Genomic DNA, 20,589 nt, shown 5'->3' on the forward strand with positions numbered 1-20,589 from the left:
GACAAACGTGATCCCCGGTCCCTGCACCAGGCGTCGGGAAGCGCTGGGTCAGTGGCCCGCGATGTCCCAGTCGGCGCCGCGTCCGACCTGCACGTCGAGCGGCACCGACAGCTGGGCGGCATCGCCCATACGCGTCCGGACGATCCGCTCCGCGGCATCCCACTCCCCCGCCGCCACTTCGATCACGAGCTCGTCGTGGATCTGCAGCAGCACGCGCGAGCGCAGCTCTTCGGCGGCGAAGTCGTCGTGGATGTGGAACAGCGCGACCTTCATGATGTCGGCCGCGCTGCCCTGGATGGGCGCGTTGAGGGCGGCACGCTCCGCGTTCTCTCGCAGCACCCGGTTGGGGCTCGCGAGGTCGGGGAACGGCCGCCGGCGACCGAAGATCGTCTCGGTGTAGCCGTCGATGCGGGCCTGCTCGACCGACGAGCGCAGGTAGTCGCGCACCGCGCCGAAGCGGGCGAAGTACTCCAGCATGAGCTGCTTGGCCTCGGCCTGCTCGATGCGCAGCTGCTTCGACAGTCCGAAGGCCGAGAGGCCGTACACCAGTCCGTACGACATCGCCTTGACCTTCGTGCGCATCGCCGGTGTGACGTCTTCGGGGGCGACGCCGAAGACACGCGAGCCGACGAAGCGGTGGGTGTCTTCGCCGGAGTTGAACGCCTCGATGAGACCCGGATCTCCCGAGAGATGCGCCATGATCCGCATCTCGATCTGCGAGTAGTCGGCGGTCAGCAGCGTCTCGTAGCCTTCGCCCACCGTGAACGCGGAGCGGATGCGCCGGCTCTCCTCGGTGCGGATCGGAATGTTCTGCAGGTTGGGATCGGTGCTCGACAGGCGCCCGGTCTGGCTGCCGGTCTGGACGTACGTGGTGTGGATGCGCCCGTCGGCGCCGCTCGTGCGGTCGCCGCCGATCGCGCTGTCGAGCGACTCGATGATCTGGCGCAGCTTCGTCGCCTCGCGGTGCTGCAGGAGCAGGTCGAGGAACGGGTGCGGGTTGGTCTCCTGCAGGTCGGCGAGGACCGCGGCGTCCGTCGAGTAGCCGGTCTTGGTCTTGCGCGTCTTGGGCAGCTGGAGCTCTTCGAAGAGCACCTCCTGCAGCTGCTTCGGCGAGCCGAGGTTCACTTCGCGGCCGATCGCGGCGTACGCCTGCTGCGCGAGCGCGTCGGCGCGGGCGCCGAGCTCTCCCGAGAACTGCGTGAGCGTGTCGTGCGAGACGGCGACCCCCGCGAGCTCCATGTCGGCGAGCGTGTGGAGCGTCGGCAGCTCGATGTCGGTGAGCACTGTCGCGACGCTCGGCGGCAGCTCGGCGCGGATCGCGCGGACGACGCGCACGAGGTACCAGGAGAGCTGGCCGGTGGTGGCGCCCTCGGTCTCGGGGACGAGCTGCGTGGGGTCGGACTCGGGGAGCCTCTCGTCGAGGTAGCGGTCCACCAGGTCGGCGAGGGTCTTGTCGGGGAAGCTCGGCCGCAGCAGCCAGCCCGCGAGGATGACGTCGAACGCCAGGCCGCCGAGCGTGAGGCCGGCGCGGCGGAGCGCCTTCACCTGCGGCTTCGCGTCGGCGAACGCCTTGGGCGCGTCGGACGCGAGCCAGGGGCCGATCGCCGCGGCCAGGTCAGGCGTCCAGTCGGCCTCGGCCGCGGCATCCGCCGTCGCCACGCCGATGCGTGCCGGAAGGCCGCCTTCGACGGTGATCGTGACGCCGAGCTCCCCGGGAGCATCGGCGAGCCAGGCGGCGAACTCCGCGGGCGCGAGCCGGGTCGCGACGGGCGCGAGCTCGGCGGCCGCCGACGAGACGGCCGCCATCTGCTGCTCGATGCCGGCGAGCTCGGCGACGCGCGGGATCAGCGTCTTGAACTCGAGCCGCGAGAAGATGTCGCGCACGGCCTGCGCGTCCATCGGCTGCACCTCGAGGTCGGCAGGCGTCAGCGGCAGCTCGACGTCGGTCAGCAGCCGGTTCAGCCGGCGGTTGCGGCGGACGTCGTCGAGGTGATCGCGCAGGTTGCCGCCCACGACGCCCTTGATCGAGTCGGCGCCGTCGAGGAGCGCGTCGAGCGAGCCGAACTGCGTCAGCCACTTGACGGCCGTCTTCTCGCCCACCTTCGGCACGCCGGGCAGGTTGTCGCTGGTCTCGCCCACGAGCGCCGCGATGTCGGGGTACTGCTCGGGCGGCACGCCATAGCGGTCGATCACGGCCTGGCGGTCGTAGCGCTTCAGCTGCGACACGCCCTGCACGTTGGGATAGAGCAGAGTGATGTCGTCGTTCACGAGCTGGATCGTGTCGCGGTCGCCCGAGCAGACGAGGACCTGGAAGCCCTGCTCGGCGCCCTGCGTCGCGAGGGTCGCCAGGATGTCGTCGGCCTCGATGTCTTCCTGCTGGAGCACGCGGATGCTCATGGCCGCGAGGCAGTCCTGAAGAAGCGGGATCTGCCCTTTGAACTCGGACGGCGTCTCGGAGCGGTTGGCTTTGTACTCGGTGTACTCGCGGGTGCGGAAGGACTGACGAGAGGTGTCGAAGGCTACCGCCAGGTGGGTCGGCTTCTCCGCCTTGATCAGGTTGATCAGCATCGCGAGGAACCCGTAGATCCCGTTCGTGTGCTGCCCGTCCTTCGTCGAGAAGTTGTCCACCGGGAGGGCGTAGAAAGCCCGATACGCCAGCGAATGGCCGTCCACGACGAGAAGGGTAGGCTTTGCGGAGTCCGTCACCCTGCAAGCCTAGTCAGGGCCGGCGACACCCCGATCTCCTGCCCCGAGCACCCGAAGGCGCCGCATGCCCGAGCACTCCCCCGCCACCGTCGACGGCCTCGAGTGGGCGATGAGCCGGGGCATCGGTGCGCTGGCCGAGAAGATGGGCTTCGAGTGGCTCGAGTTCACCGCTGAGCGCGCGGTGGCGCGGATGCCGGTGGCCGGCAACACCCAGCCCGTCGGGCTCTTCCACGGCGGCGCGTACGTGGTGCTGGGCGAGTCGCTGGGCTCGATGCACGCGAACTACCACGCCGGCCCGGGACGGCTCGCCGTCGGCGTCGACATCAATGCGACCCACACCCGCTCGGCGACCGAGGGCTACGTGACGGGCGTCTGCACGCCGGTCCACCTCGGTCGCAGTCTCACCGTGCATGAGATCGTGCTGACGGACGACCAGGGTCGCCGCTGCTCGACCGTGCGCATCACGAACCACATCAAGACCATCGGCTGACAAACAGAAGCGGATGCCTCGAGTCGAGGCATCCGCTTCGGCTTCGGTCGTCGAGCGAGCGAAGCGGAACGGAGCGCGCTCAGCCCTTCTTGGGCGCGAGCTGCTCGATGATCGCCTTGGCGACGTCCTGCATGGTGAGGCGGCGGTCCATCGACGCCTTCTGGATCCAGCGGAACGCCTCCGGCTCGCTGAGGCCCATCTTCTCGTTCAGCAGGCCCTTGGCGCGGTCGACGAGCTTGCGGGTCTCGAAGCGCTCGACCATGTCGGCCACCTCGGCCTCGAGCGTGATGATCTGCTCGTAGCGGGCCAGGGCGATCTCGATCGCGGGCAGCAGGTCGTTCGGCGTGAACGGCTTCACGACGTACGCGAGGGCGCCCGCCTCGCTCGCGCGCTCGACGAGCTCCTTCTGGCTGAAGGCGGTGAGCAGCACGACGGGGGCGATGTGGTTCTTGCTGAGCTTCTCGGCGGCGGAGATGCCGTCGAGCTGCGGCATCTTGACGTCCATGATGACGAGGTCGGGACGCAGCTCGGTGGCCAGCGCCACCGCCGTCTCTCCGTCGCCGGCCTCGCCGACGACGTCGAATCCGTTGTCGCGGAGGATCTCGACGATGTCGAGCCGGATGAGCGACTCGTCCTCGGCGACCACGACTCGGCGGGGGGTGGATGCCGTCGATGCGGCGGTCTGCTCCTGCTCAGTCACCATTGAATCCTACGGTATGGTCAATCGCGGACGCGCGGCACGCCGCGCGGGCCGGTGTGGCGGAATGGCAGACGCGACCGACTCAAACTCGGTTGCCCGCAAGGGCGTGTGGGTTCGACTCCCACCACCGGCACCCATCCAGTCCGGCGAGGTGACGTCTCCAGTCGGCACTCCCCCGACATCGCGAAGAGCGGATGCCTCGATCCGAGGCATCCGCTCTTCTGCTTTGCCAGCGACTCGAAAGAGGTTGGTATTCGGTGTTGCTAAGTACTGGTACCTAGTGTTACTTTCTAGTGGTAGTCAACAACACTGAGTAGCGAAACGAAGGAGGTGCGCGATGGGCAAGCAGGAGACCGAGATGCTCAAGGGCACGCTCGAGGGCATCGTGCTCGCGATCCTCTCCGGCCGGCCGGCGTACGGCTACGAGATCACCTCGTGGCTGCGCGACCAGGGCTTCTCCGACATCGCGGAAGGCACCGTGTACGCCCTGCTGGTCAGGGTCGAGCAGCGGGGCCTCGTCGACGTCGAGAAGGTCCCGTCCGAGAAGGGGCCGCCGCGCAAGGTGTACTCCCTCAACGCGCAGGGCCGCGACCAACTGGCCGAATTCTGGAGGACCTGGAGCTTCCTCGCAGAACGCATCGAGACGCTCCACCGCCAGAACGCAGACAACAACACCCCCACTCCCCAGGAAGAGGACTGATCATGGCCGCCAAGTGGTACGAAGTCGTCACCGGCTCGCTCGAGCAGAAGAAGCAGTACCGGCAGTACAAGGCCCGCGTCGAGGCCCTCCCCGAGCCGTATCGCACGGCCGCGAAGGCCTTGGACCGATACTTCATGACCGTCGGCGGCATGACCGACGGCGAGACCCTGATCCAGATGCTCGGCGACTCCGCCGACCTGTGGGAGCGCGCGGCGGCCGACGGCACGCCCGTGCGCGACATCGTCGGAGAGGACCCGTCGGCGTTCGCCGAGGAGTTCACCGCGGCGTACTCGGGCAAGCAGTGGATCGACAAGGAACGCGCTCGCCTCAACCAGGCGATCGACGAGGCGGAGCGAGGAGAAGGATCATGAGCACGGCCAGCGCCATCCAGGTCGCGGGACTCGAGAAGTCCTACAAAGACCTGCACGTCCTTCGCGGCGTCGACTTCGAGGTGGAGCGGGGCAGCATCTTCGCCCTCCTCGGATCCAACGGCGCCGGCAAGACCACCGTGGTGCGCATCCTCTCCACGCTGCTGCGAGCGGATGCCGGAACCGCCGCGATCGGCGGCTTCGATGTCGCCGCGCAGTCGCAGAAGGTGCGCGAGACGATCAGTCTCACGGGCCAGTTCGCCGCGGTGGACGAGATCCTGAGCGGTCGCGAGAATCTCGTGCTGATCGCTCAGCTGCGCCACCTGCCGGATCCCGGCCGGATCGCGGACGATCTGCTCGCCCGGTTCTCGCTGACCGAGGCCGGCGGCCGCAAGGTCGCCACCTACTCGGGCGGCATGCGCCGGCGGCTCGACATCGCGATGAGCCTCATCGGCAACCCGCCGGTGATCTTCCTCGACGAGCCGACCACCGGGCTCGACCCCGCGGCCCGCATCGAGGTGTGGGACGCGGTCAAGGAGCTCGCCCGCGGCGGCACCACCGTGCTGCTGACGACGCAGTACCTCGAAGAGGCGGAGCAGCTGGCGGACCGCATCGCGATCCTCCACAAGGGCCGGATCATCGTGAACGGCACGCTCGGCGAGCTCAAGCAGCTGCTGCCGCCGGCGCAGGTCGAGTACGTCGAGAAGCAGCCCAGCCTCGAGGACGTCTTCTTCGCCCTGACGGGCGAGGAGGACGCCGCAGAACCCGGCGACGCCGAGACCGGCTCCGCCACGACACGGAAGGAAGGACGATGACCGCGCACGCACTCGGCGACACCGCCGTACTCACCAGCCGGTCGCTGCGCCACATCCTGCGCAGCCCCGACACCATCATCACGACCGCGGTCACGCCGATCGCCCTGATGCTGCTGTTCGTCTACGTCTTCGGCGGGGCGATCGACACCGGTCTGAGCCAGGGGTCGTACATCGACTACATGCTGCCCGGCATCCTGCTCATCACGATCGCGTCGGGCATCGCCTACACGGCCTACCGGCTCTTCCTCGACATGAAGGGCGGCATCTTCGAGCGGTTCCAGTCGCTGCCGATCTCGCGGTCGGGCGTGCTGTGGGCGCACGTGCTCACCTCGCTCGTGTCGATCCTGGTGTCGCTCGCGATCGTCATCGGGGTGGCGCTCCTGATGGGATTCCGCACCGGGGCGAGCCTCGGGGCGTGGCTCGGGGTGGTCGGCATGCTGGTGCTGTTCACGCTCGCCCTGACGTGGCTGGCCGTGATCCCGGGCCTGACGGCGAAGACGGTGGACGGCGCGAGCGCGTTCTCGTACCCGCTCATCTTCCTGCCGTTCATCAGCTCGGCCTTCGTGCCGACCGAGAGCATGCCGGGTCCGGTGCAGTGGTTCGCCGAGAACCAGCCGGTGACGTCGATCGTCGACTCGATGCGGGCCCTGTTCGCCGGAGAGCCGGTCGGCTCCGACATCTGGGTCGCCATGGCCTGGCTCGTCGGCATCCTCGTCGCCGCGTACATCGGGTCGATGGCGATCTACCGCAAGAAGATCAGCTGACCACTGCTGCTCGGCACCCCGCCGACAAGACGAAGAGCGGATGCCTCGACCCGAGGCATCCGCTCTTCTGATGTCTTCCCGACTACGCGCCGAAGTACTGGTTGCCCAGCGCCTTGCTCTTGAGGGCGTCGAACTCGCCCTGCGTGATCGTGCCGGCGTCGAGGAGCTCCTTGGCCTTGGCGATGTCTTCGGCGGGGCTCGACGAGGCTGCCGGACGGTACTCGTCGGACTCGGGCACGACTCCCCCGCGGGCGGCCGCGGCACGCTGGGCCATGCCCTTTCCGTTGACGATGATGTAGATCAGGGCGGTCAGGAACGGCACGAACACCAGTGCGATGATCCACAGCGCCTTGAGCCAGCCATTGAGCTTCTCGTCACGGAACAGGTCCGTGATGATCACGATCACCACGTATAGGTACGCGATGAAGTAGAAGCTCCACAGCAGGAACCAGATGAAGTCGTTGAAGAACATGGTGCCCCTTCGGCGAGAGATGGTGGCGCTAGCGTAGCGCGCCGCGAAGCGGCCGGACACGACACACCGAGACTGTGTCAACCCCGCCGGCGCGACACGTCCGCGATGCGAGGATTGCCCCTCCGGCACGAGGGGAAAGGACCCGTATGCCCCACTCCGAGATCGCCCGGACGGCACGTGAGGTCTTCGGCTGGAAGACGCTGCGCGACGGGCAGCCGGACGCGATCGCGGCGCTCGTGGCCGGTCGGGACGCCATCGTGATCCTGCCCACCGGAGCCGGCAAGTCGGCCGTCTACCAGCTCGCGGGCTACCTGCGCGAGGGGCTGACGCTCGTGGTGTCGCCGCTCATCGCGCTGCAGGACGACCAGGTGGCGCAGCTCGCGGCGGCGCCACGCGCCCCGCGCGGCGCGGTGCTCAACTCCACGCTGTCCGATCGCGCCGCCGAGGAGCTGTGGGGCGAGCTCGCCGAGGGGCGGATCGGATGCCTCTTCCTGACGCCCGAACAGCTGGCGAAGGACGAGGTGGTCGACCGGCTGCGCGCGATCGGCGTCGGCCTGCTCGCGGTCGACGAGGCCCACTGCGTCGCGAGCTGGGGCCACGACTTCCGCCCGGACTATCTGCGGCTCGGCGCGGTGCGCGAGCGCCTCGGCGCACCGCCGATCGCCGCCCTCACGGCGACCGGGGCCGAGCCCGTGCGCGTCGAGATCGCCGACCGTCTGCGGCTCCGTGATCCCGACGTGATCGTGCGCGGCGTCGACCGCCCCAACATCGAGCTGACGGTGCGGCGGTTCGTGGGCGCCGACGACAAGCGCGGTGCCGTGATCGATTCCGTCGCGGCGGCGGCGGCGAGCGGGCCGGGGCTCCTCTACACCGCGACCCGCCGCGAGGCCGAGGAGTACGCCGCCGTGCTCGCCGAGCGCGGCACGCGCGTCGGCGTCTACCACGCGGGCCTGTCTAAGGCCGAGCGCGAGGCCGCGCATCGCGCGTTCCTCGACGACGCGGTCGACGTGGTCGTGGCCACGAACGCGTTCGGCATGGGCATCGACAAGCCCGGCGTCCGATTCGTCACCCACGCCTCGGTGCCCGAGTCGCTCGACTCGTACTACCAGGAGATCGGCCGTGCCGGGCGGGACGGGGCCGCCGCCGACGCCACGTTGTTCTACCGTCCGGAGGATCTCGGGATCAGAAAGTACTTCGTGTCGCGGACGGTCGACCGTGGCGAGGTCGCGGCCGCCTACCGTGCGGTCGCCCGCGCCGAGGGGCGGCTGTCGACGAAGGCATTGGCGGAGCGGCTCGAGATCGCACCGCGGCGTGCCCAGCACCTGGTGAACCTGCTCGTCGAGGGCGGGGCGGTGCGCGCCGAGCGGCGAGGCGCGGTGGTGGCGGCATCCGTCTCCCCTGCCGCGGCTGCCGCGGCCGCGGAGGAGGCGTCCGAGCGTCGGGAGCGGATCGAGCGGTCCCGCCTGGACGTGATGCGACGCTACGCCGAGACGCGCGACTGCCGCCGTCGCGTGCTGCTGCGCTACTTCGGCGAGGATCTCGACGGCCCATGCGGCACCTGCGACACCTGCCGGGCCGGCGTCGTGGACGACAGCGGGATCGACGAGGCGGGCGTGCCGTTCCCCACCGGATCGGCGGTCGAGCACGCGGAATGGGGCCTGGGGTCGGTCTCGGCGGTGGAGGGCGACCGTCTCACCGTGTTCTTCGAAGAACAGGGCTACAAGACGCTCGCCCTCGACACCGTCATCGAGAACGGACTGCTCAGCCGCGCGGGCTGATGCTCAGAGCTCGCCCGACTTGTAGATCGGCGCCTTGCCGTGCACCGCGTCGCCGACCTTGTGGATGCGGATGTCGTTCGTCGAGCCGATGATTCCGGGAGGGGATCCCGAGATCACGACCACCTTGTCGCCGACCTTCGCCAGGTCGTTGGACAGCAGGTGATCGTCGACCTGGATGAACATCCGGTCGGTGTGCGCCACGTGCTCGACGAGAGTGGACTGCACGCCCCACGTGAGCGCCATGCGGCGGCGGATGGCCGGCTCCGGCGTGAATCCGATCATGGGGATGCGGGGGCGCAGACGCGACATGCGACGGGCGGTGTCGCCCGACTCGGTGAAGATGCAGAGGTACTTCGCGTCGACGAACTCCGCGACTTCGAGCGCGGCCAGCGTGATCGCGCCGCCCTGTGTGCGGGGCTTCGTCGTGAGTGGCAGGATGCGCTCGAGGCCGTGCTCCTCGGTGGACCCGATGATGCGGGCCATCGTCTCGACGGTCACGACGGGGTAATCGCCGACGCTCGTCTCACCCGACAGCATGACCGCGTCGGCGCCGTCCAGAACGGCGTTGGCGACGTCGGAGGCCTCTGCGCGGGTCGGCACCGGCGAGTGCGTCATCGACTCGAGCATCTGCGTCGCGACGATGACGGGCTTCGCCATGCGGCGGCAGAGCTCGACTGCGCGCTTCTGCACGATCGGCACCGCCTCGAGAGGCAGTTCGACAGCGAGGTCGCCGCGGGCGACCATGATGCCGTCGAACGCGTCGATGATCTCTTCGAGGTTGTCGACCGCCTGCGGCTTCTCGATCTTGGCGATGACGGGGACGTGGCGTCCCTCCTCGGCCATGATCACGTGGACGCGCTGCACGTCCTTCGCGTCGCGGACGAACGACAGGGCGATGATGTCGGCGCCGGCGCGCAGGCCCCAGCGCAGGTCGGCCTCGTCCTTCTCCGACAGCGCCGGCACGTTCACGGCGACGCCGGGCAGGTTGATGCCCTTGTTGTTCGACACCGGGCCGCCGACGACGACCTCGGTGGTGACGACGGTGCCGTCGGTCTCGAGGACCTTCACACGCACCTTGCCGTCGTCGATGAGGAGGAAGTCGCCGGCCTTGACGTCCTGCGGGAGGCCCTTGAACGTCGTGCCGACGATCTCCTTGGTCCCGAGGATGTCTTCCGTGGTGATCTTGAAGATGTCGCCCGCGGCGAGCTCGTGGGGGCCGTTCTCGAACTTGCCGAGGCGGATCTTGGGACCCTGCAGGTCGACCAGGATCGCGACGGAGCGCTCCGCGTCGTCGGCCGCCTTGCGCACATTGGCGAAGTTGTTGTCGTGGACCGAGTAGTCCCCGTGGCTCAAGTTGAAGCGGGTGACGTCCACACCGGCATCGATGATCGCGCGGACCATCTCATACGTGGATGTGGCCGGACCCAGGGTGGCGACGATCTTCGCGCGTCTCATCCGTGGTTTTCTCCGGGTAGGGGGTGTTGGCGAGTGCCTCGGCAAGCCTACGCGGGCTGCAGGCCGATGGCGATATCGGTGGGGCGGACGGGAGCGGGCAGCTCCGTCTCACCCATCAGGAAGCGGTCGACGCTCGCCGCCGCGGCGCGTCCCTCGGCGATCGCCCACACGATGAGCGACTGACCGCGGCCGGCGTCGCCGGCCACGAACACGCCCGGGGCGGTCGTCTGGTAGTCGTCTTCGCGCCGCACGTTGCCGCGGTCGGTGAAGCGGGCGCCCAGCTGCTCCTCGAGGAGAGCACGCTCGGGTCCGGTGAAGCCCATCGCGATGAGCACGAGGTCGGCCGGGATCTCGCGCTCGGTGCCGCTCTTGGGCACGCGGCGCCCGTCGACGAACTCGGTCTCGGCCACGCGCAGGGCGCGCACCTCGCCCGCGCCGTTCGCGAGGAACTCGACCGTCGACGCGAGGTAGGAGCGGTCGCCGCCCTCCTCGTGCGCGGACTGTACCTCGAAGACCGTCGGGAACATGGGCCACGGCTGGTGCTCCGGGCGCTCACCCGGAGGCCGGCGGCCGATCGCGAGGTTCGTCACGCTGAGTGCACCGTGCCGGTGCGCGGTGCCGATGCAGTCGGCTCCGGTGTCGCCACCGCCGATGACGACGACGTGCTTGCCCTCGGCCGTGATCTGGTTGGGCACCGCGTCGCCGGCCACAGCCTTGTTCGACTCGATGAGGTACTCCATGGCGAAGTGCACGCCGGCGAGGTCGCGGCCCGGGATCGGGAGCTCGCGCGGGACGGTCGCACCGGTGGCGATCACGACGGCGTCGTAGCGCGCGCGCAGGTCGGCCCAGGAGATGTCCTTGCCGATCTCGACGCCGGCGCGGAAGCGCGTGCCCTCGTCCTGCATCTGGCGAAGGCGAGCCTCGAGGTGCTTCTTCTCCATCTTGAAGTCGGGGATGCCGTAGCGCAGGAGGCCGCCGATGCGATCGTCGCGCTCGAACACCGCCACCGTGTGGCCGGCGCGCGTGAGCTGCTGCGCCGCGGCGAGGCCCGCCGGGCCCGAGCCCACGACGGCGACGGTCTTGCCGGTCAGGCGCCCGGGCGGCTCCGGCTCGATCCAGCCGTTCGAGAACGCCTCGTCGGCGATCGACACCTCGATCTGCTTGATCGTCACCGCCGGCTGGTTGATGCCGAGCACGCACGAGCTCTCGCATGGAGCGGGGCACAGGCGGCCGGTGAACTCGGGGAAGTTGTTCGTCGCGTGCAGACGCTCGCTGGCCGCGCGACCTTCGCCGCGCCACGTGAGGTCGTTCCACTCCGGGATGAGGTTGCCGAGCGGGCAGCCCTGGTGGCAGAACGGCACGCCGCAGTCCATGCAGCGGCCGGCCTGACGGCGCAGGACCGCGGAGTCGCCCGGCTCGTAGACCTCTTTCCAGTCCATGATCCTCACCGGCACGGGCCGCCGCTGCGGCAGCTCGCGCTCGGTGACCTTCAGAAAGCCTTTCGGGTCAGCCACCCGTCACCTCCAGGATGCGGTTCCAGACGACGTCGCCGTCGGGGTCGAGCCCCTCGGCGACCGCCTCCTGGCGGGTCTGCAGCACCGCGGCGTAGTCGCGCGGCAGGACCCGGACGAAGTTCGCCAGCTCGGCCTCGAAGTCGTCGAGGAGAGCCTGGGCGAGAGTCGATTCGGTCTCGGCGACGTGCTGCTCGAGCAGGTCGCGCAGGATCTCGGCGTCGCCGGAGCCCAGCTCACCGAGGACGAGCTCGCCCGAGGCGAGTGCCTCGCGGTTGACGAGCTTGCTGTCGAGGCGGTACACGTACGCGGTGCCGCCCGACATCCCGGCGCCGAGGTTGCGGCCGGTGGCGCCGAGGATGACGGCCAGGCCGCCGGTCATGTACTCCAGCGCGTGGTCGCCGACGCCTTCGACGACCGCCGTGGCACCCGAGTTGCGGACGAAGAAGCGCTCGCCCACGACACCGCGCAGGAACATGGTGCCCTGCGTCGCGCCGTAGCCGATCACGTTGCCCGCGATCACGTTCTTCGAGGCGTCGAAGGTCGCGCCGCGCGGCGGCCGGACGACGATCTGGCCGCCCGAGAGCCCCTTGCCGACGTAGTCGTTCGAGTCGCCCTCGAGGCGCAGCGTGATGCCCGCGGGCATGAAGGCGCCGAAGGACTGCCCGGCCGAGCCGGTGAGGTTGACGACGATGCTGCCCGTTCGCAGCCCGTTCTCGCCCCGCGCGCGGGTGACGTGGTGACCCAGGAGGGTGCCGACCGCGCGCTCGGTGTTGCGGATCGGCAGGTCGATCGTGATCTCGCCGCCGTTCTCGATGACGTCCTTCGCGCGCTCCAGCAGGGCGATGTCGAAGTGCTCTTCGAGCTCATGCAGCTGCGCCGTGGTGTTGCGGCGCGGCTCGTCCTCGGCGAACAGGGGGCCGTCGAGCACTGGACCGAGGTCGAGGCCGCTGGCCTTCCAGTGCGAGACCGCACCGTCGACGTCGAGAAGGTCGCTGCGTCCGATCGCCTCGTCGAGCGAGCGCAGGCCCAGTGCCGCGAGGTACTCGCGGACCTCCTCCGCGATGAACTCCATGAAGTTGACGACGAACTCGGGCTTGCCGTTGAAGCGCTCGCGCAGAACCGGGTTCTGCGTCGCGACGCCCACCGGGCAGGTGTCGAGGTGGCAGACGCGCATCATGATGCAGCCCGAGACCACGAGCGGCGCGGTCGCGAAGCCGAACTCCTCGGCGCCCAGCAGCGCGCCGATGATGACGTCGCGACCCGTCTTGAGCTGGCCGTCGACCTGCACCACCACGCGGTCGCGCATGCCGTTGAGCATGAGCGTCTGCTGGGTCTCGGCGAGGCCGAGCTCCCACGGCGTCCCGGCGTGCTTCAGCGAGTTGAGTGGGCTCGCGCCCGTGCCGCCGTCGTGACCCGAGACCAGGATGACGTCGGCCAGCGCCTTGGCGGTGCCCGCCGCGACCGCGCCGATGCCCGACTGGCTCACGAGCTTCACGTGCACGCGCGCACTGGGGTTGGCCCGCTTGAGGTCGAAGATCAGCTGCTTGAGATCCTCGATCGAGTAGATGTCGTGGTGCGGCGGCGGGGAGATCAGTCCGACGCCGGCGGTCGCGTGACGCGTCCGCGCCACCCACGGGTAGACCTTGGTCGGCGGGAGCTGACCGCCCTCGCCGGGCTTGGCGCCCTGGGCGAGCTTGATCTGGATGTCGTCGGCCTCGGTGAGGTAGAGGCTCGTCACGCCGAAGCGTCCCGACGCGACCTGCTTGATCGAGCTGCGACGCTCCGGGTCGAGCAGGCGGTCGACGTCCTCGCCGCCCTCCCCCGTGTTCGACTTGCCGCCGATGCGGTTCATCGCGATCGCAAGGGTCTCGTGCGCCTCTTTGGAGATCGAGCCGTAGCTCATCGCACCCGTGGAGAAGCGCTTGACGATCGAGGACACCGATTCGACCTCGTCGATTGGCACCGGCGTGCGGCCCTCGGTCTTGAGTGCGAACAGGCCGCGGAGCGTCTTCAGCTCGTTCGCCTGGTCGTCGACGAGCTTGGTGTACTCGCGGAAGATGTCGTAGCGGCGGGTCCGCGTCGAGTGCTGCAGGCGGAACACCGTGTCGGGGTTGAACAGGTGGGGCGATCCGTCGCGCCGCCACTGGTACTCGCCGCCGGTCCACAGGCGCTCGTGCGCGCGCACCGCGGCATCCTCCGGGTACGCGTACGCATGCCGGGCGGCGTTCTCGGCCGCGATGACGTCGAGGCCGACGCCGCCGAGCTTGGACTCGGTGCCCGTGAAGTACGTGTCGACGAAGTCCTGCGAGAGGCCGACGGCCTCGAACACCTGGGCGCCGGCGTAAGACGACACGGTCGAGATGCCCATCTTCGACATGATCTTCAGCACGCCCTTGCCGAGGGCGTAGATCAGGTTCTTGACGGCCTTCGCCGGCGCGATCCCCGTGATGAAGCCCGCGCGGACCAGGTACTCGACGGTCTCCATCGCCAGGTACGGGTTGACGGCGGAGGCGCCGTACCCGATGAGCGTGGCGATGTGGTGCACCTCTCGGACGTCGCCCGCCTCGACCACGAGGCCGCACTTCATGCGGGTCTGCTTGCGGATGAGGTGGTGGTGCACGGCCGCCAGCATCAGCAGCGACGGGATGGGCGCGAGGTCCTTGTTGGAGTCGCGGTCGGAGAGCACGATGAACTCCGCGCCGTCCTCGATGGCCTGATCGACCTCGTGGCACATCTGCTCGAGGCGCTTCTTCATGCCCTTGTGCCCGGCCTCGACCCGGTACAGCCCGCGGATGGTGACCGAGGTGCGCCCGGGCAGCGCGGTGTCGATGTGCTGGATCTTGGCCAGCTCGTCGTTGTCGATGACCGGGAAGTCCAGCGTCACGACACGCGTGTGCTGCGGACCCCACTCCAGGAGGTTGCGCTCCGGCCCCAGCCCGAGTCCGAGCGACGTCACGACCTCTTCGCGGATCGAGTCCAGCGGGGGGTTGGTCACCTGTGCGAACTGCTGGGTGAAGTAGTCGAACAGCAGGCGCGGGCGCTCGCTCAGCACCGCGACCGGGGTGTCGGAGCCCATGGCGCCCAGCGGCTCTGCGCCGGTCTGCCCCATGGGCGTGAGGAGGATCTTGACCTCTTCCTCGGTGTACCCGAACGTGCGCTGACGGCGGGTGATCGAGGCGATCGGGTGCACGATGTGCTCGCGCTCCGGAAGGTCGGCCAGGCGCACGCGGCCCTGGTCGAGCCACTCCTGCCACGGCTCGAGATCGGCCAGCTGGGCCTTGATCTCGTCGTCCTCGATGATGCGCCGCTCGGCCGTGTCGACGAGGAACATGCGGCCGGGGCGCAGCCGCCCGCGGCGCTTGATGCGCTCGGGCTCGAAGTCCAGCACGCCGGTCTCGCTGCCGATGACGATGAGGCCGTCGGTCGTCTCGGTCCAGCGGCCGGGCCGGAGGCCGTTGCGGTCGAGGGTGGCGCCGACGAGCGTGCCGTCGGTGAAGATGAGCGCGGCGGGGCCGTCCCACGGCTCCATCTGCATCGAGTGGTACTCGTAGAACGACCGCAGCTTGGGGTCGATGTCGGCCTGCTTCTCGTAGGCCTCGGGAACCATCATCATGATGGCGTGCGGCAGGCTGCGGCCGGTCAGCGTGAGGAGTTCGAGCACCTCGTCGAACGACGCCGAGTCGCTCGCTCCCTCGGTGCAGATGGGGAGAAGCGGACGGATGTCGCCCAGCAGCTCCGACTCGAGCTGCGACTGGCGCGCGCGCATCCAGTTGCGGTTGCCGTTGACGGTGTTGATCTCGCCGTTGTGCGCGAGCATGCGCAGCGGCTGCGCGAGCGGCCAGGACGGGAACGTGTTGGTCGAGTAGCGCGAGTGGACGACCGCGAGCTCGGAGGCGAAGCGCTCGTCCTGCAGGTCGGGGTAGAACGGCTCGAGCTGAAGCGTGGTGACCATGCCCTTGTAGCCGAGCGTGCGCGCCGACAGCGACACGAAGTACGCGTCGAGCTCGGTGCGGGCGCGCTTGCGCAGGCGGAAGGTGCGGCGGTCGAGCGCGATGCCCGACAGCGCCGGGGCATCGCCGGTGGCGGGCCGCGAGACGAACAGCTGCTCGAAGACCGGGCGCGCCTCGAACGCCAGCTTGCCGAGGTTCTCCTCGACGGTGGGGACCTCGCGCCAGCCGAGGACGGTGAGGCCCTCGGACGCCGCGATCCGCTCGATGCCCGCCTTCTGCGCGGCGCGCGCGTCATCGTCGCGCGGCAGGAACACCATGCCCGCGGCGTACTCCCCCACCGGCGGGAGCTCGAAGCCGACGACGGCGCGCAGGAACGCGTCCGGCATCTGGGTGAGGATGCCGGCGCCGTCGCCCGTGCCCGCGTCGGAGCCGATCGCACCGCGGTGCTCGAGGTTGCGCAGCGCCGTGAGCGCCAGGTCGATGATGTCGTGCCCGGCTTCGCCGCGGAGCGTCGCGACCATGGCGAGGCCGCAGGCGTCCTTCTCGAATGCCGGGTTGTACATGCCCTGCTTCTGCGGGAACCCGGCGCGGCCGGACGAAACAGGGGTGATCGCCTCGGAAGAGGCGCTGTGACGGGGGCTCGAAGCCATACCTACCGTCCTCACGTTGATAGTCAAGATGGGACGACGTCGGCCCTGGGCGCGCTCCTCGGGGGGTGAGCGGCGTTAGTTCGTGGCAGGAGTGCTTGTGGCGCTGGCCCCTTCGACCTCGGACGTCGGGGGTTCGCTGACGTCGACGAAGTCGTCGGTGTTGTTCTGCGATTGTACAGCCTGTCCACCGTTCCACTCGCGGCCGGACACATAGGGTGACGGCTCCAGGCCCGGGTGCCGCCGCTTCTGCACGAAGAAGATCGCGAGACCGAGGACGACCCCGAGGATCGCCGCCCACACGTTGGTGCGCAGGCCCAGGAAGATGTCGCTCGGGTCGATCCGGATCGACTCCCACACGATGCGGCCGGCGCTGTACCAGACGAGGTACAGGCCGAAGAGGCGGCCCCACTGGAGTCGGAACCGGCGGCCGACCCACACGAGGAAGGCGACGCCCAGCACGTTCCAGATGACCTCGTAGAGGAAGGTCGGGTGGAACAGCGTGCCCTCGGGCAGCCCGATCGGCCAGGCGGGGTTCGGGTAGTCGATCTCGAGGCCCCACGGGACGTCGGTCGGCAGGCCGTACAGCTCCTGGTTGAACCAGTTGCCGAAGCGGCCGATCGCCTGGGCCAGCAGCAGTCCGGGCGCCAGTGCGTCGGCGAACGTCCAGAAGCGGATGCCGGTCCACCGGCAGCCGAGCCATGCACCGATCGCGCCGCCGATGAGGGCGCCGTAGATCGCGATGCCGCCCTCCCAGATGTAGAGCGCCGACCAGGGATCCGCACCCTCGCCGAAGTAGAAGTTCCAGTGCGTCAGCACGTGGTAGATCCGGGCGGTGATGATCGCGAGCGGCACGGCGAGCAGGGCGATGTCGATGACGACCCACGGCTCGGCCCCGCGCTTGGTGAGGCGGGCGTTGGTCCACAGCACCGCGACGATGATGCCCGTGATGATGCACAGCGCGTAGATGTGGATCCGCAGGGGGCCGATGTCGAAGTAGCTGATCTCCGGGCTCGGAATGCTGGCGACGACGCTCGCGGCGGCGTTGATCATGGGAGAACCGTGTCCTTGCTGGATCCGTGCTGGGCGTGCCGGCGGTGGCCGCCGACCTCAGAAGTCTAGTTCGCGCGACGCGCAGTGCCTGCGGCGAGGGCGCGCGCGGTCTCGCCAAGGCCCTCGAGCCCGCCTTCGCGGAGCGCGCGCACGAGCGCCGTGCCGACGATGGCGCCGTCGGCGTACTCGAGCACGCCGGCGACCTGATCGGCGTTGGAGATGCCGATCCCCACGCACGCGTGCTCGGCGCCGTGCTCGCGCAGCCGCGCGACGAGCGTGCGGGCCGCGGCATCCAACTGGGCGCGCTCCCCTGTGATGCCCATGGTCGACACCGTGTAGACGAAGCCCGTGGAGTGCCGGACGATGAGCTCGAGGCGCTCGTCGGTGGACGTCGGCGCGGCGAGGAAGACGCGGTCGAGGCCGGTGCGCTCGCTGGCGGCGATCCACTCGGGCGCCGCCTCGGGCGTGATGTCGGGGGTGATGAGGCCTGCGCCTCCGGCGGCGAGCAGGTCGTCGGCGAAGCGGTCGACGCCGTACTGGAGCACGGGGTTCCAGTAGGTCATCACGAGCACGGGGACGTCGACGCGACGCGCGATCTCGCGCACCGCCGTGAAGGTGTCTCGCAGCCGGAAGCCTCCCGCGAGGGCCGCCTGCGTCGCCTCCTGGATGACCGTGCCGTCCATGACCGGGTCGGAGTAGGGCGGGCCGAGCTCGAGCACGTCGGCGCCGTTCTCGGCGAGGGTGACGGCGGCCTCGATGCTCGTGCGAAGGTCGGGGTAGCCGATCGGCAGATAGCCGACGAAGGCACCGCGCCCGGCGGCCTCCGCGGCGTCGATCGCCGCACCCACTCGTGAAGCGGTGGCAGGCGATGTCACAGCTTCTCCCCCTCGCCCTTGGCGGAGTCGTCGTGGGGCGCGCGCGCGGCGGTCGCGGCATCCGCCCCCTCGTCGTAGAGGTCGAAGTAGCGTGCGGCGGTGTCCATGTCCTTGTCGCCGCGGCCGGAGAGGCACACCGCGAGGATCGCGTCGGGGCCGAGCTCGCGGCCGATTCGCAGCGCGCCGGCCAGGGCGTGCGCCGACTCGATCGCCGGGATGATGCCCTCCGTCTCGGAGAGCAGGCGCAGCGCCTGCATCGCCTCGTCGTCGGTCGCCGGGATGTATTCGGCCCGGCCGATCGACGCGAGCCACGCGTGCTCGGGTCCGACACCCGGGTAGTCCAGGCCTGCCGAGATGGAGTGCGACTCGATCGTCTGGCCGTCCTCGTCCTGCAGCACGAAGGTCTTCGCGCCGTGCAGCACTCCGGGGCGACCGCGCTCGATCGATGCGGCGTGGCGCGGCGTGTCGACGCCGTCGCCGGCGGCTTCGACGCCGTAGAGCTTCACGCCCTCGTCGTCGAGGAAGGCGTCGAACATGCCGATGGCGTTGGATCCGCCGCCGACGCACGCGAGGACGGCGTCGGGGAGCCGCCCGGCCTCCTCGAGGAGCTGCGCGCGCGCCTCTTCGGAGATCACCTTCTGGAAGTCGCGGACCATCGCGGGGAACGGGTGCGGGCCCGCGGCGGTGCCGAAGATGTAGTTGGTCGTCTCGACGCTCGCGACCCAGTCGCGGTACGCGTCGTTGATCGCGTCCTTGAGAGTGCGCGAGCCGGTCTTGACCGGGACCACCTCGGCGCCGAGCAGCCGCATGCGCGCGACGTTGAGCGCTTGGCGCTCGGTGTCGACCTCGCCCATGTAGATCGTGCACTCGAAGCCGAAGAGCGCGGCCGCCGTCGCTGTCGCGACGCCGTGCTGGCCGGCGCCGGTCTCGGCGATCACGCGTGTCTTGCCGAGCCGCTTGGTGAGCAGCGCCTGACCGAGCACGTTGTTGATCTTGTGCGACCCGGTGTGATTGAGATCCTCGCGCTTGAGGAACACGCGCGCGCCCCCGGCGTGCTCGGCGAACCGGGCGGCCTCGGTGATGGGCGACGGGCGGCCGGCGTACGAATGCAGCAGGCGCACGAACTCGGCCTGGAACGTGGGATCGGCCTTGGCCGACTCGTACTCGGCGGTCAGCTCGTCGATCGCCGCGATCAGCGACTCGGGCATGTAGCGCCCGCCGAACTCTCCGAACAGGGGCCCGGGGGCCACGCGAAGACTCATGCGCCGGCCTCCAGGAACGCGCGAAGGGTGGACACGGGGTCGTTGGTGACGAGCGCCTCGCCGACGAGCACGACGTCGGCGCCGGCGGCGCGATAGTGGCTCACGTCGGCCGGTGCGAGCACCGCCGACTCGGCGATCTTGACCGCACCCGGGGGGATGCGCTCGGCCAGCCGTCCGAAGAGGTCGCGATCGAGCTGGAAGGTCGACAGGTCGCGCGCGTTGACCCCGATGAGCTGCGCTCCGAGCTCGGCGGCGCGGTCGACCTCCTCGGCCGAGTGCGTCTCGACGAGGGCGGTCATGCCGAGCTGCTGCGTGAACGCGTACAGGCGGGCGAGAACGTCCTGGTCGAGCGCGGCGACGATCAGCAGCACGAGGTCGGCGCCGGAGGCGCGGGCCTCGAGCACCTGGTACTCGGTCGCGATGAAGTCCTTGCGGAGCACGGGCAGGCTGACCGCGGCCTTCACGGCCTCGAGATCGGCGAGGCTGCCCTTGAACCGGCGGCCCTCGGTCAGCACCGAGATCGCGGAGGCGCCGCCCTCCTCGTAGCGGCGGGCCTGCAGGGCGGGGTCGGGGATCGCCGCGAGGTCGCCGCGCGACGGGCTCGCACGCTTGACCTCGGCGATGATCTTCACCCGCTCGGACGGGGCGAGCGCGGCGAGGGCGTCGATCGCAGGACGCTGTGCCAGCGCTGCGGCCTCGACGGCCGCCAGCGGGCGTTCCGAGGCGCGCGCCTCGGCATCCTCAACCGCGCCGGCCGTGAGGTCGGCGAGCATGATCAGTGCTCTTTCGCGACGTACTTCGAGCCGTTCACGCCGTAGCCGGCCTTGGCCATCGCCCAGCCGACGATGAGGCCGACGACGAGAAGGCCGGCCGACGCCCAGACCAGGACGGGGAGGTCGAGCCAGAAGAACAGCGTGCCGAGGCCGACGGCGACGAGCATGATCACCACGGCTGTCCAGGCGGCGGGCGAGTGTCCGTGGCCGGGGTCGCCGATGTTGTTGCTCATGCTTGTCTCCTCGTGAAGCCTGGGAAGCGCGGGA

The 20,589-nt window shown here is 69.7% G+C and carries 17 protein-coding genes and 1 tRNA gene; 7 read left to right on the top strand and 11 right to left on the bottom strand.

The genetic code is table 11. The annotated features are described in order from the left end of the window. Window positions 1-48 precede the first annotated feature (48 nt). On the bottom strand, window positions 49-2,706 hold the full coding sequence (gene polA / locus IM770_RS01685; protein WP_203579400.1) for a DNA polymerase I: 2,658 nt from the start codon (window positions 2,704-2,706) through the stop codon (window positions 49-51). A gap of 64 nt (window positions 2,707-2,770) precedes the next feature. Here polA and IM770_RS01690 point away from each other — a divergent pair, with 64 nt between their 5' ends. After that, window positions 2,771-3,196, top strand: coding sequence for a PaaI family thioesterase (locus IM770_RS01690; RefSeq protein WP_203579401.1), 426 nt, complete (start codon window positions 2,771-2,773; stop codon window positions 3,194-3,196). A 79-nt stretch (window positions 3,197-3,275) separates the two neighbouring features. On the opposite strand, the gene IM770_RS01695 is transcribed toward IM770_RS01690, so the two are convergent. Next, a complete protein-coding gene (locus tag IM770_RS01695) occupies window positions 3,276-3,899 on the bottom strand; it encodes an ANTAR domain-containing response regulator (protein ID WP_109209425.1) in 624 nt (207 codons plus the stop codon). A gap of 47 nt (window positions 3,900-3,946) precedes the next feature. On the opposite strand from IM770_RS01695, the gene IM770_RS01700 reads away from it, so the two are divergent. The 5 genes from IM770_RS01700 (at window position 3,947) to IM770_RS01720 (ending at window position 6,543) form a co-directional block, all read left to right on the top strand. Beyond that, window positions 3,947-4,029 (top strand) — tRNA-Leu (locus IM770_RS01700). Between the two features lie 204 nt (window positions 4,030-4,233). Then, window positions 4,234-4,596 carry a PadR family transcriptional regulator gene (locus IM770_RS01705; RefSeq protein WP_203579402.1) on the top strand — a complete coding sequence of 121 codons (363 nt, stop codon included), beginning with the start codon at window positions 4,234-4,236 and terminating at the stop codon, window positions 4,594-4,596. A 2-nt stretch (window positions 4,597-4,598) separates the two neighbouring features. Beyond that, a complete protein-coding gene (locus tag IM770_RS01710; protein WP_203579403.1) occupies window positions 4,599-4,967 on the top strand; it encodes a DUF1048 domain-containing protein in 369 nt (122 codons plus the stop codon). Then, window positions 4,964-5,779: an ABC transporter ATP-binding protein gene (locus IM770_RS01715; protein WP_203579404.1), complete on the top strand. Its 816-nt coding sequence runs from the start codon at window positions 4,964-4,966 to the stop codon at window positions 5,777-5,779. Before IM770_RS01710 ends, IM770_RS01715 begins: the two co-directional genes overlap by 4 nt. After that, window positions 5,776-6,543 (top strand): ABC transporter permease, encoded by a 768-nt coding sequence (locus tag IM770_RS01720; protein WP_203579405.1) that lies wholly within the window; start codon window positions 5,776-5,778, stop codon window positions 6,541-6,543. The genes IM770_RS01715 and IM770_RS01720 overlap by 4 nt, the downstream gene beginning before the upstream one ends. Before the next feature lie 82 nt (window positions 6,544-6,625). Here IM770_RS01720 and IM770_RS01725 read toward each other — a convergent pair whose 3' ends face one another. Continuing rightward, complete coding sequence (locus tag IM770_RS01725; RefSeq protein WP_203579406.1) at window positions 6,626-7,015, bottom strand: SHOCT domain-containing protein; 390 nt, start codon at window positions 7,013-7,015, stop codon at window positions 6,626-6,628. Between the two features lie 146 nt (window positions 7,016-7,161). Between IM770_RS01725 and IM770_RS01730 the strand changes: the two genes are divergently transcribed. Beyond that, the gene (locus tag IM770_RS01730; RefSeq protein WP_203579407.1) at window positions 7,162-8,793 is read left to right on the top strand and encodes a RecQ family ATP-dependent DNA helicase; all 1,632 of its coding nucleotides are present in this window, start codon (window positions 7,162-7,164) and stop codon (window positions 8,791-8,793) included. 3 nt (window positions 8,794-8,796) lie between these two features. Here the strand turns inward: IM770_RS01730 and pyk are convergent, their stop codons facing one another. The 8 genes from pyk to IM770_RS01770 all read right to left on the bottom strand — a co-directional run bounded on the left by pyk (window position 8,797) and on the right by IM770_RS01770 (window position 20,555). Next, window positions 8,797-10,248 (bottom strand): pyruvate kinase, encoded by a 1,452-nt coding sequence (gene pyk / locus IM770_RS01735; RefSeq protein WP_203579408.1) that lies wholly within the window; start codon window positions 10,246-10,248, stop codon window positions 8,797-8,799. Between the two features lie 47 nt (window positions 10,249-10,295). Next, window positions 10,296-11,762 carry a glutamate synthase subunit beta gene (locus IM770_RS01740; protein WP_203579409.1) on the bottom strand — a complete coding sequence of 489 codons (1,467 nt, stop codon included), beginning with the start codon at window positions 11,760-11,762 and terminating at the stop codon, window positions 10,296-10,298. Next, on the bottom strand, window positions 11,755-16,362 hold the full coding sequence (gene gltB / locus IM770_RS01745) for a glutamate synthase large subunit (RefSeq protein WP_203579410.1): 4,608 nt from the start codon (window positions 16,360-16,362) through the stop codon (window positions 11,755-11,757). Before gltB ends, IM770_RS01740 begins: the two co-directional genes overlap by 8 nt. Before the next feature lie 75 nt (window positions 16,363-16,437). Beyond that, complete coding sequence (lgt, locus tag IM770_RS01750; protein ID WP_203579411.1) at window positions 16,438-17,412, bottom strand: prolipoprotein diacylglyceryl transferase; 975 nt, start codon at window positions 17,410-17,412, stop codon at window positions 16,438-16,440. A 65-nt stretch (window positions 17,413-17,477) separates the two neighbouring features. Continuing rightward, on the bottom strand, window positions 17,478-18,287 hold the full coding sequence (trpA, locus tag IM770_RS01755; protein ID WP_203579412.1) for a tryptophan synthase subunit alpha: 810 nt from the start codon (window positions 18,285-18,287) through the stop codon (window positions 17,478-17,480). Then, window positions 18,284-19,549 (bottom strand): tryptophan synthase subunit beta, encoded by a 1,266-nt coding sequence (gene trpB, locus IM770_RS01760; protein ID WP_203579413.1) that lies wholly within the window; start codon window positions 19,547-19,549, stop codon window positions 18,284-18,286. The genes trpA and trpB overlap by 4 nt, the downstream gene beginning before the upstream one ends. Beyond that, on the bottom strand, window positions 19,546-20,322 hold the full coding sequence (trpC, locus tag IM770_RS01765; protein WP_203579414.1) for an indole-3-glycerol phosphate synthase TrpC: 777 nt from the start codon (window positions 20,320-20,322) through the stop codon (window positions 19,546-19,548). Before trpC ends, trpB begins: the two co-directional genes overlap by 4 nt. A gap of 2 nt (window positions 20,323-20,324) precedes the next feature. After that, window positions 20,325-20,555, bottom strand: coding sequence for a DUF6704 family protein (locus IM770_RS01770; protein WP_203579415.1), 231 nt, complete (start codon window positions 20,553-20,555; stop codon window positions 20,325-20,327). Window positions 20,556-20,589 lie beyond the last annotated feature (34 nt).

The sequence above is a fragment of the Microbacterium hibisci genome (genome assembly GCF_015278255.1).
GTDB lineage: Bacteria > Actinomycetota > Actinomycetes > Actinomycetales > Microbacteriaceae > Microbacterium > Microbacterium hibisci.

Bases quoted from the DNA above. Each gene is read 5' to 3' on its own strand.
- IM770_RS01690 (WP_203579401.1), top strand. From the start codon at position 2,771: ATGCCCGAGCACTCCCCCGCCACCGTCGACGGCCTCGAGTGGGCGATG.
- IM770_RS01695 (WP_109209425.1), bottom strand. From the start codon at position 3,899: ATGGTGACTGAGCAGGAGCAGACCGCCGCATCGACGGCATCCACCCCC.
- IM770_RS01705 (WP_203579402.1), top strand. From the start codon at position 4,234: ATGGGCAAGCAGGAGACCGAGATGCTCAAGGGCACGCTCGAGGGCATC.
- IM770_RS01710 (WP_203579403.1), top strand. From the start codon at position 4,599: ATGGCCGCCAAGTGGTACGAAGTCGTCACCGGCTCGCTCGAGCAGAAG.
- IM770_RS01715 (WP_203579404.1), top strand. From the start codon at position 4,964: ATGAGCACGGCCAGCGCCATCCAGGTCGCGGGACTCGAGAAGTCCTAC.
- IM770_RS01720 (WP_203579405.1), top strand. From the start codon at position 5,776: ATGACCGCGCACGCACTCGGCGACACCGCCGTACTCACCAGCCGGTCG.
- IM770_RS01725 (WP_203579406.1), bottom strand. From the start codon at position 7,015: ATGTTCTTCAACGACTTCATCTGGTTCCTGCTGTGGAGCTTCTACTTC.
- IM770_RS01730 (WP_203579407.1), top strand. From the start codon at position 7,162: ATGCCCCACTCCGAGATCGCCCGGACGGCACGTGAGGTCTTCGGCTGG.
- pyk (WP_203579408.1), bottom strand. From the start codon at position 10,248: ATGAGACGCGCGAAGATCGTCGCCACCCTGGGTCCGGCCACATCCACG.
- gltB (WP_203579410.1), bottom strand. From the start codon at position 16,362: ATGGCTTCGAGCCCCCGTCACAGCGCCTCTTCCGAGGCGATCACCCCT.
- lgt (WP_203579411.1), bottom strand. From the start codon at position 17,412: ATGATCAACGCCGCCGCGAGCGTCGTCGCCAGCATTCCGAGCCCGGAG.
- trpB (WP_203579413.1), bottom strand. From the start codon at position 19,549: ATGAGTCTTCGCGTGGCCCCCGGGCCCCTGTTCGGAGAGTTCGGCGGG.
- trpC (WP_203579414.1), bottom strand. From the start codon at position 20,322: ATGCTCGCCGACCTCACGGCCGGCGCGGTTGAGGATGCCGAGGCGCGC.
- IM770_RS01770 (WP_203579415.1), bottom strand. From the start codon at position 20,555: ATGAGCAACAACATCGGCGACCCCGGCCACGGACACTCGCCCGCCGCC.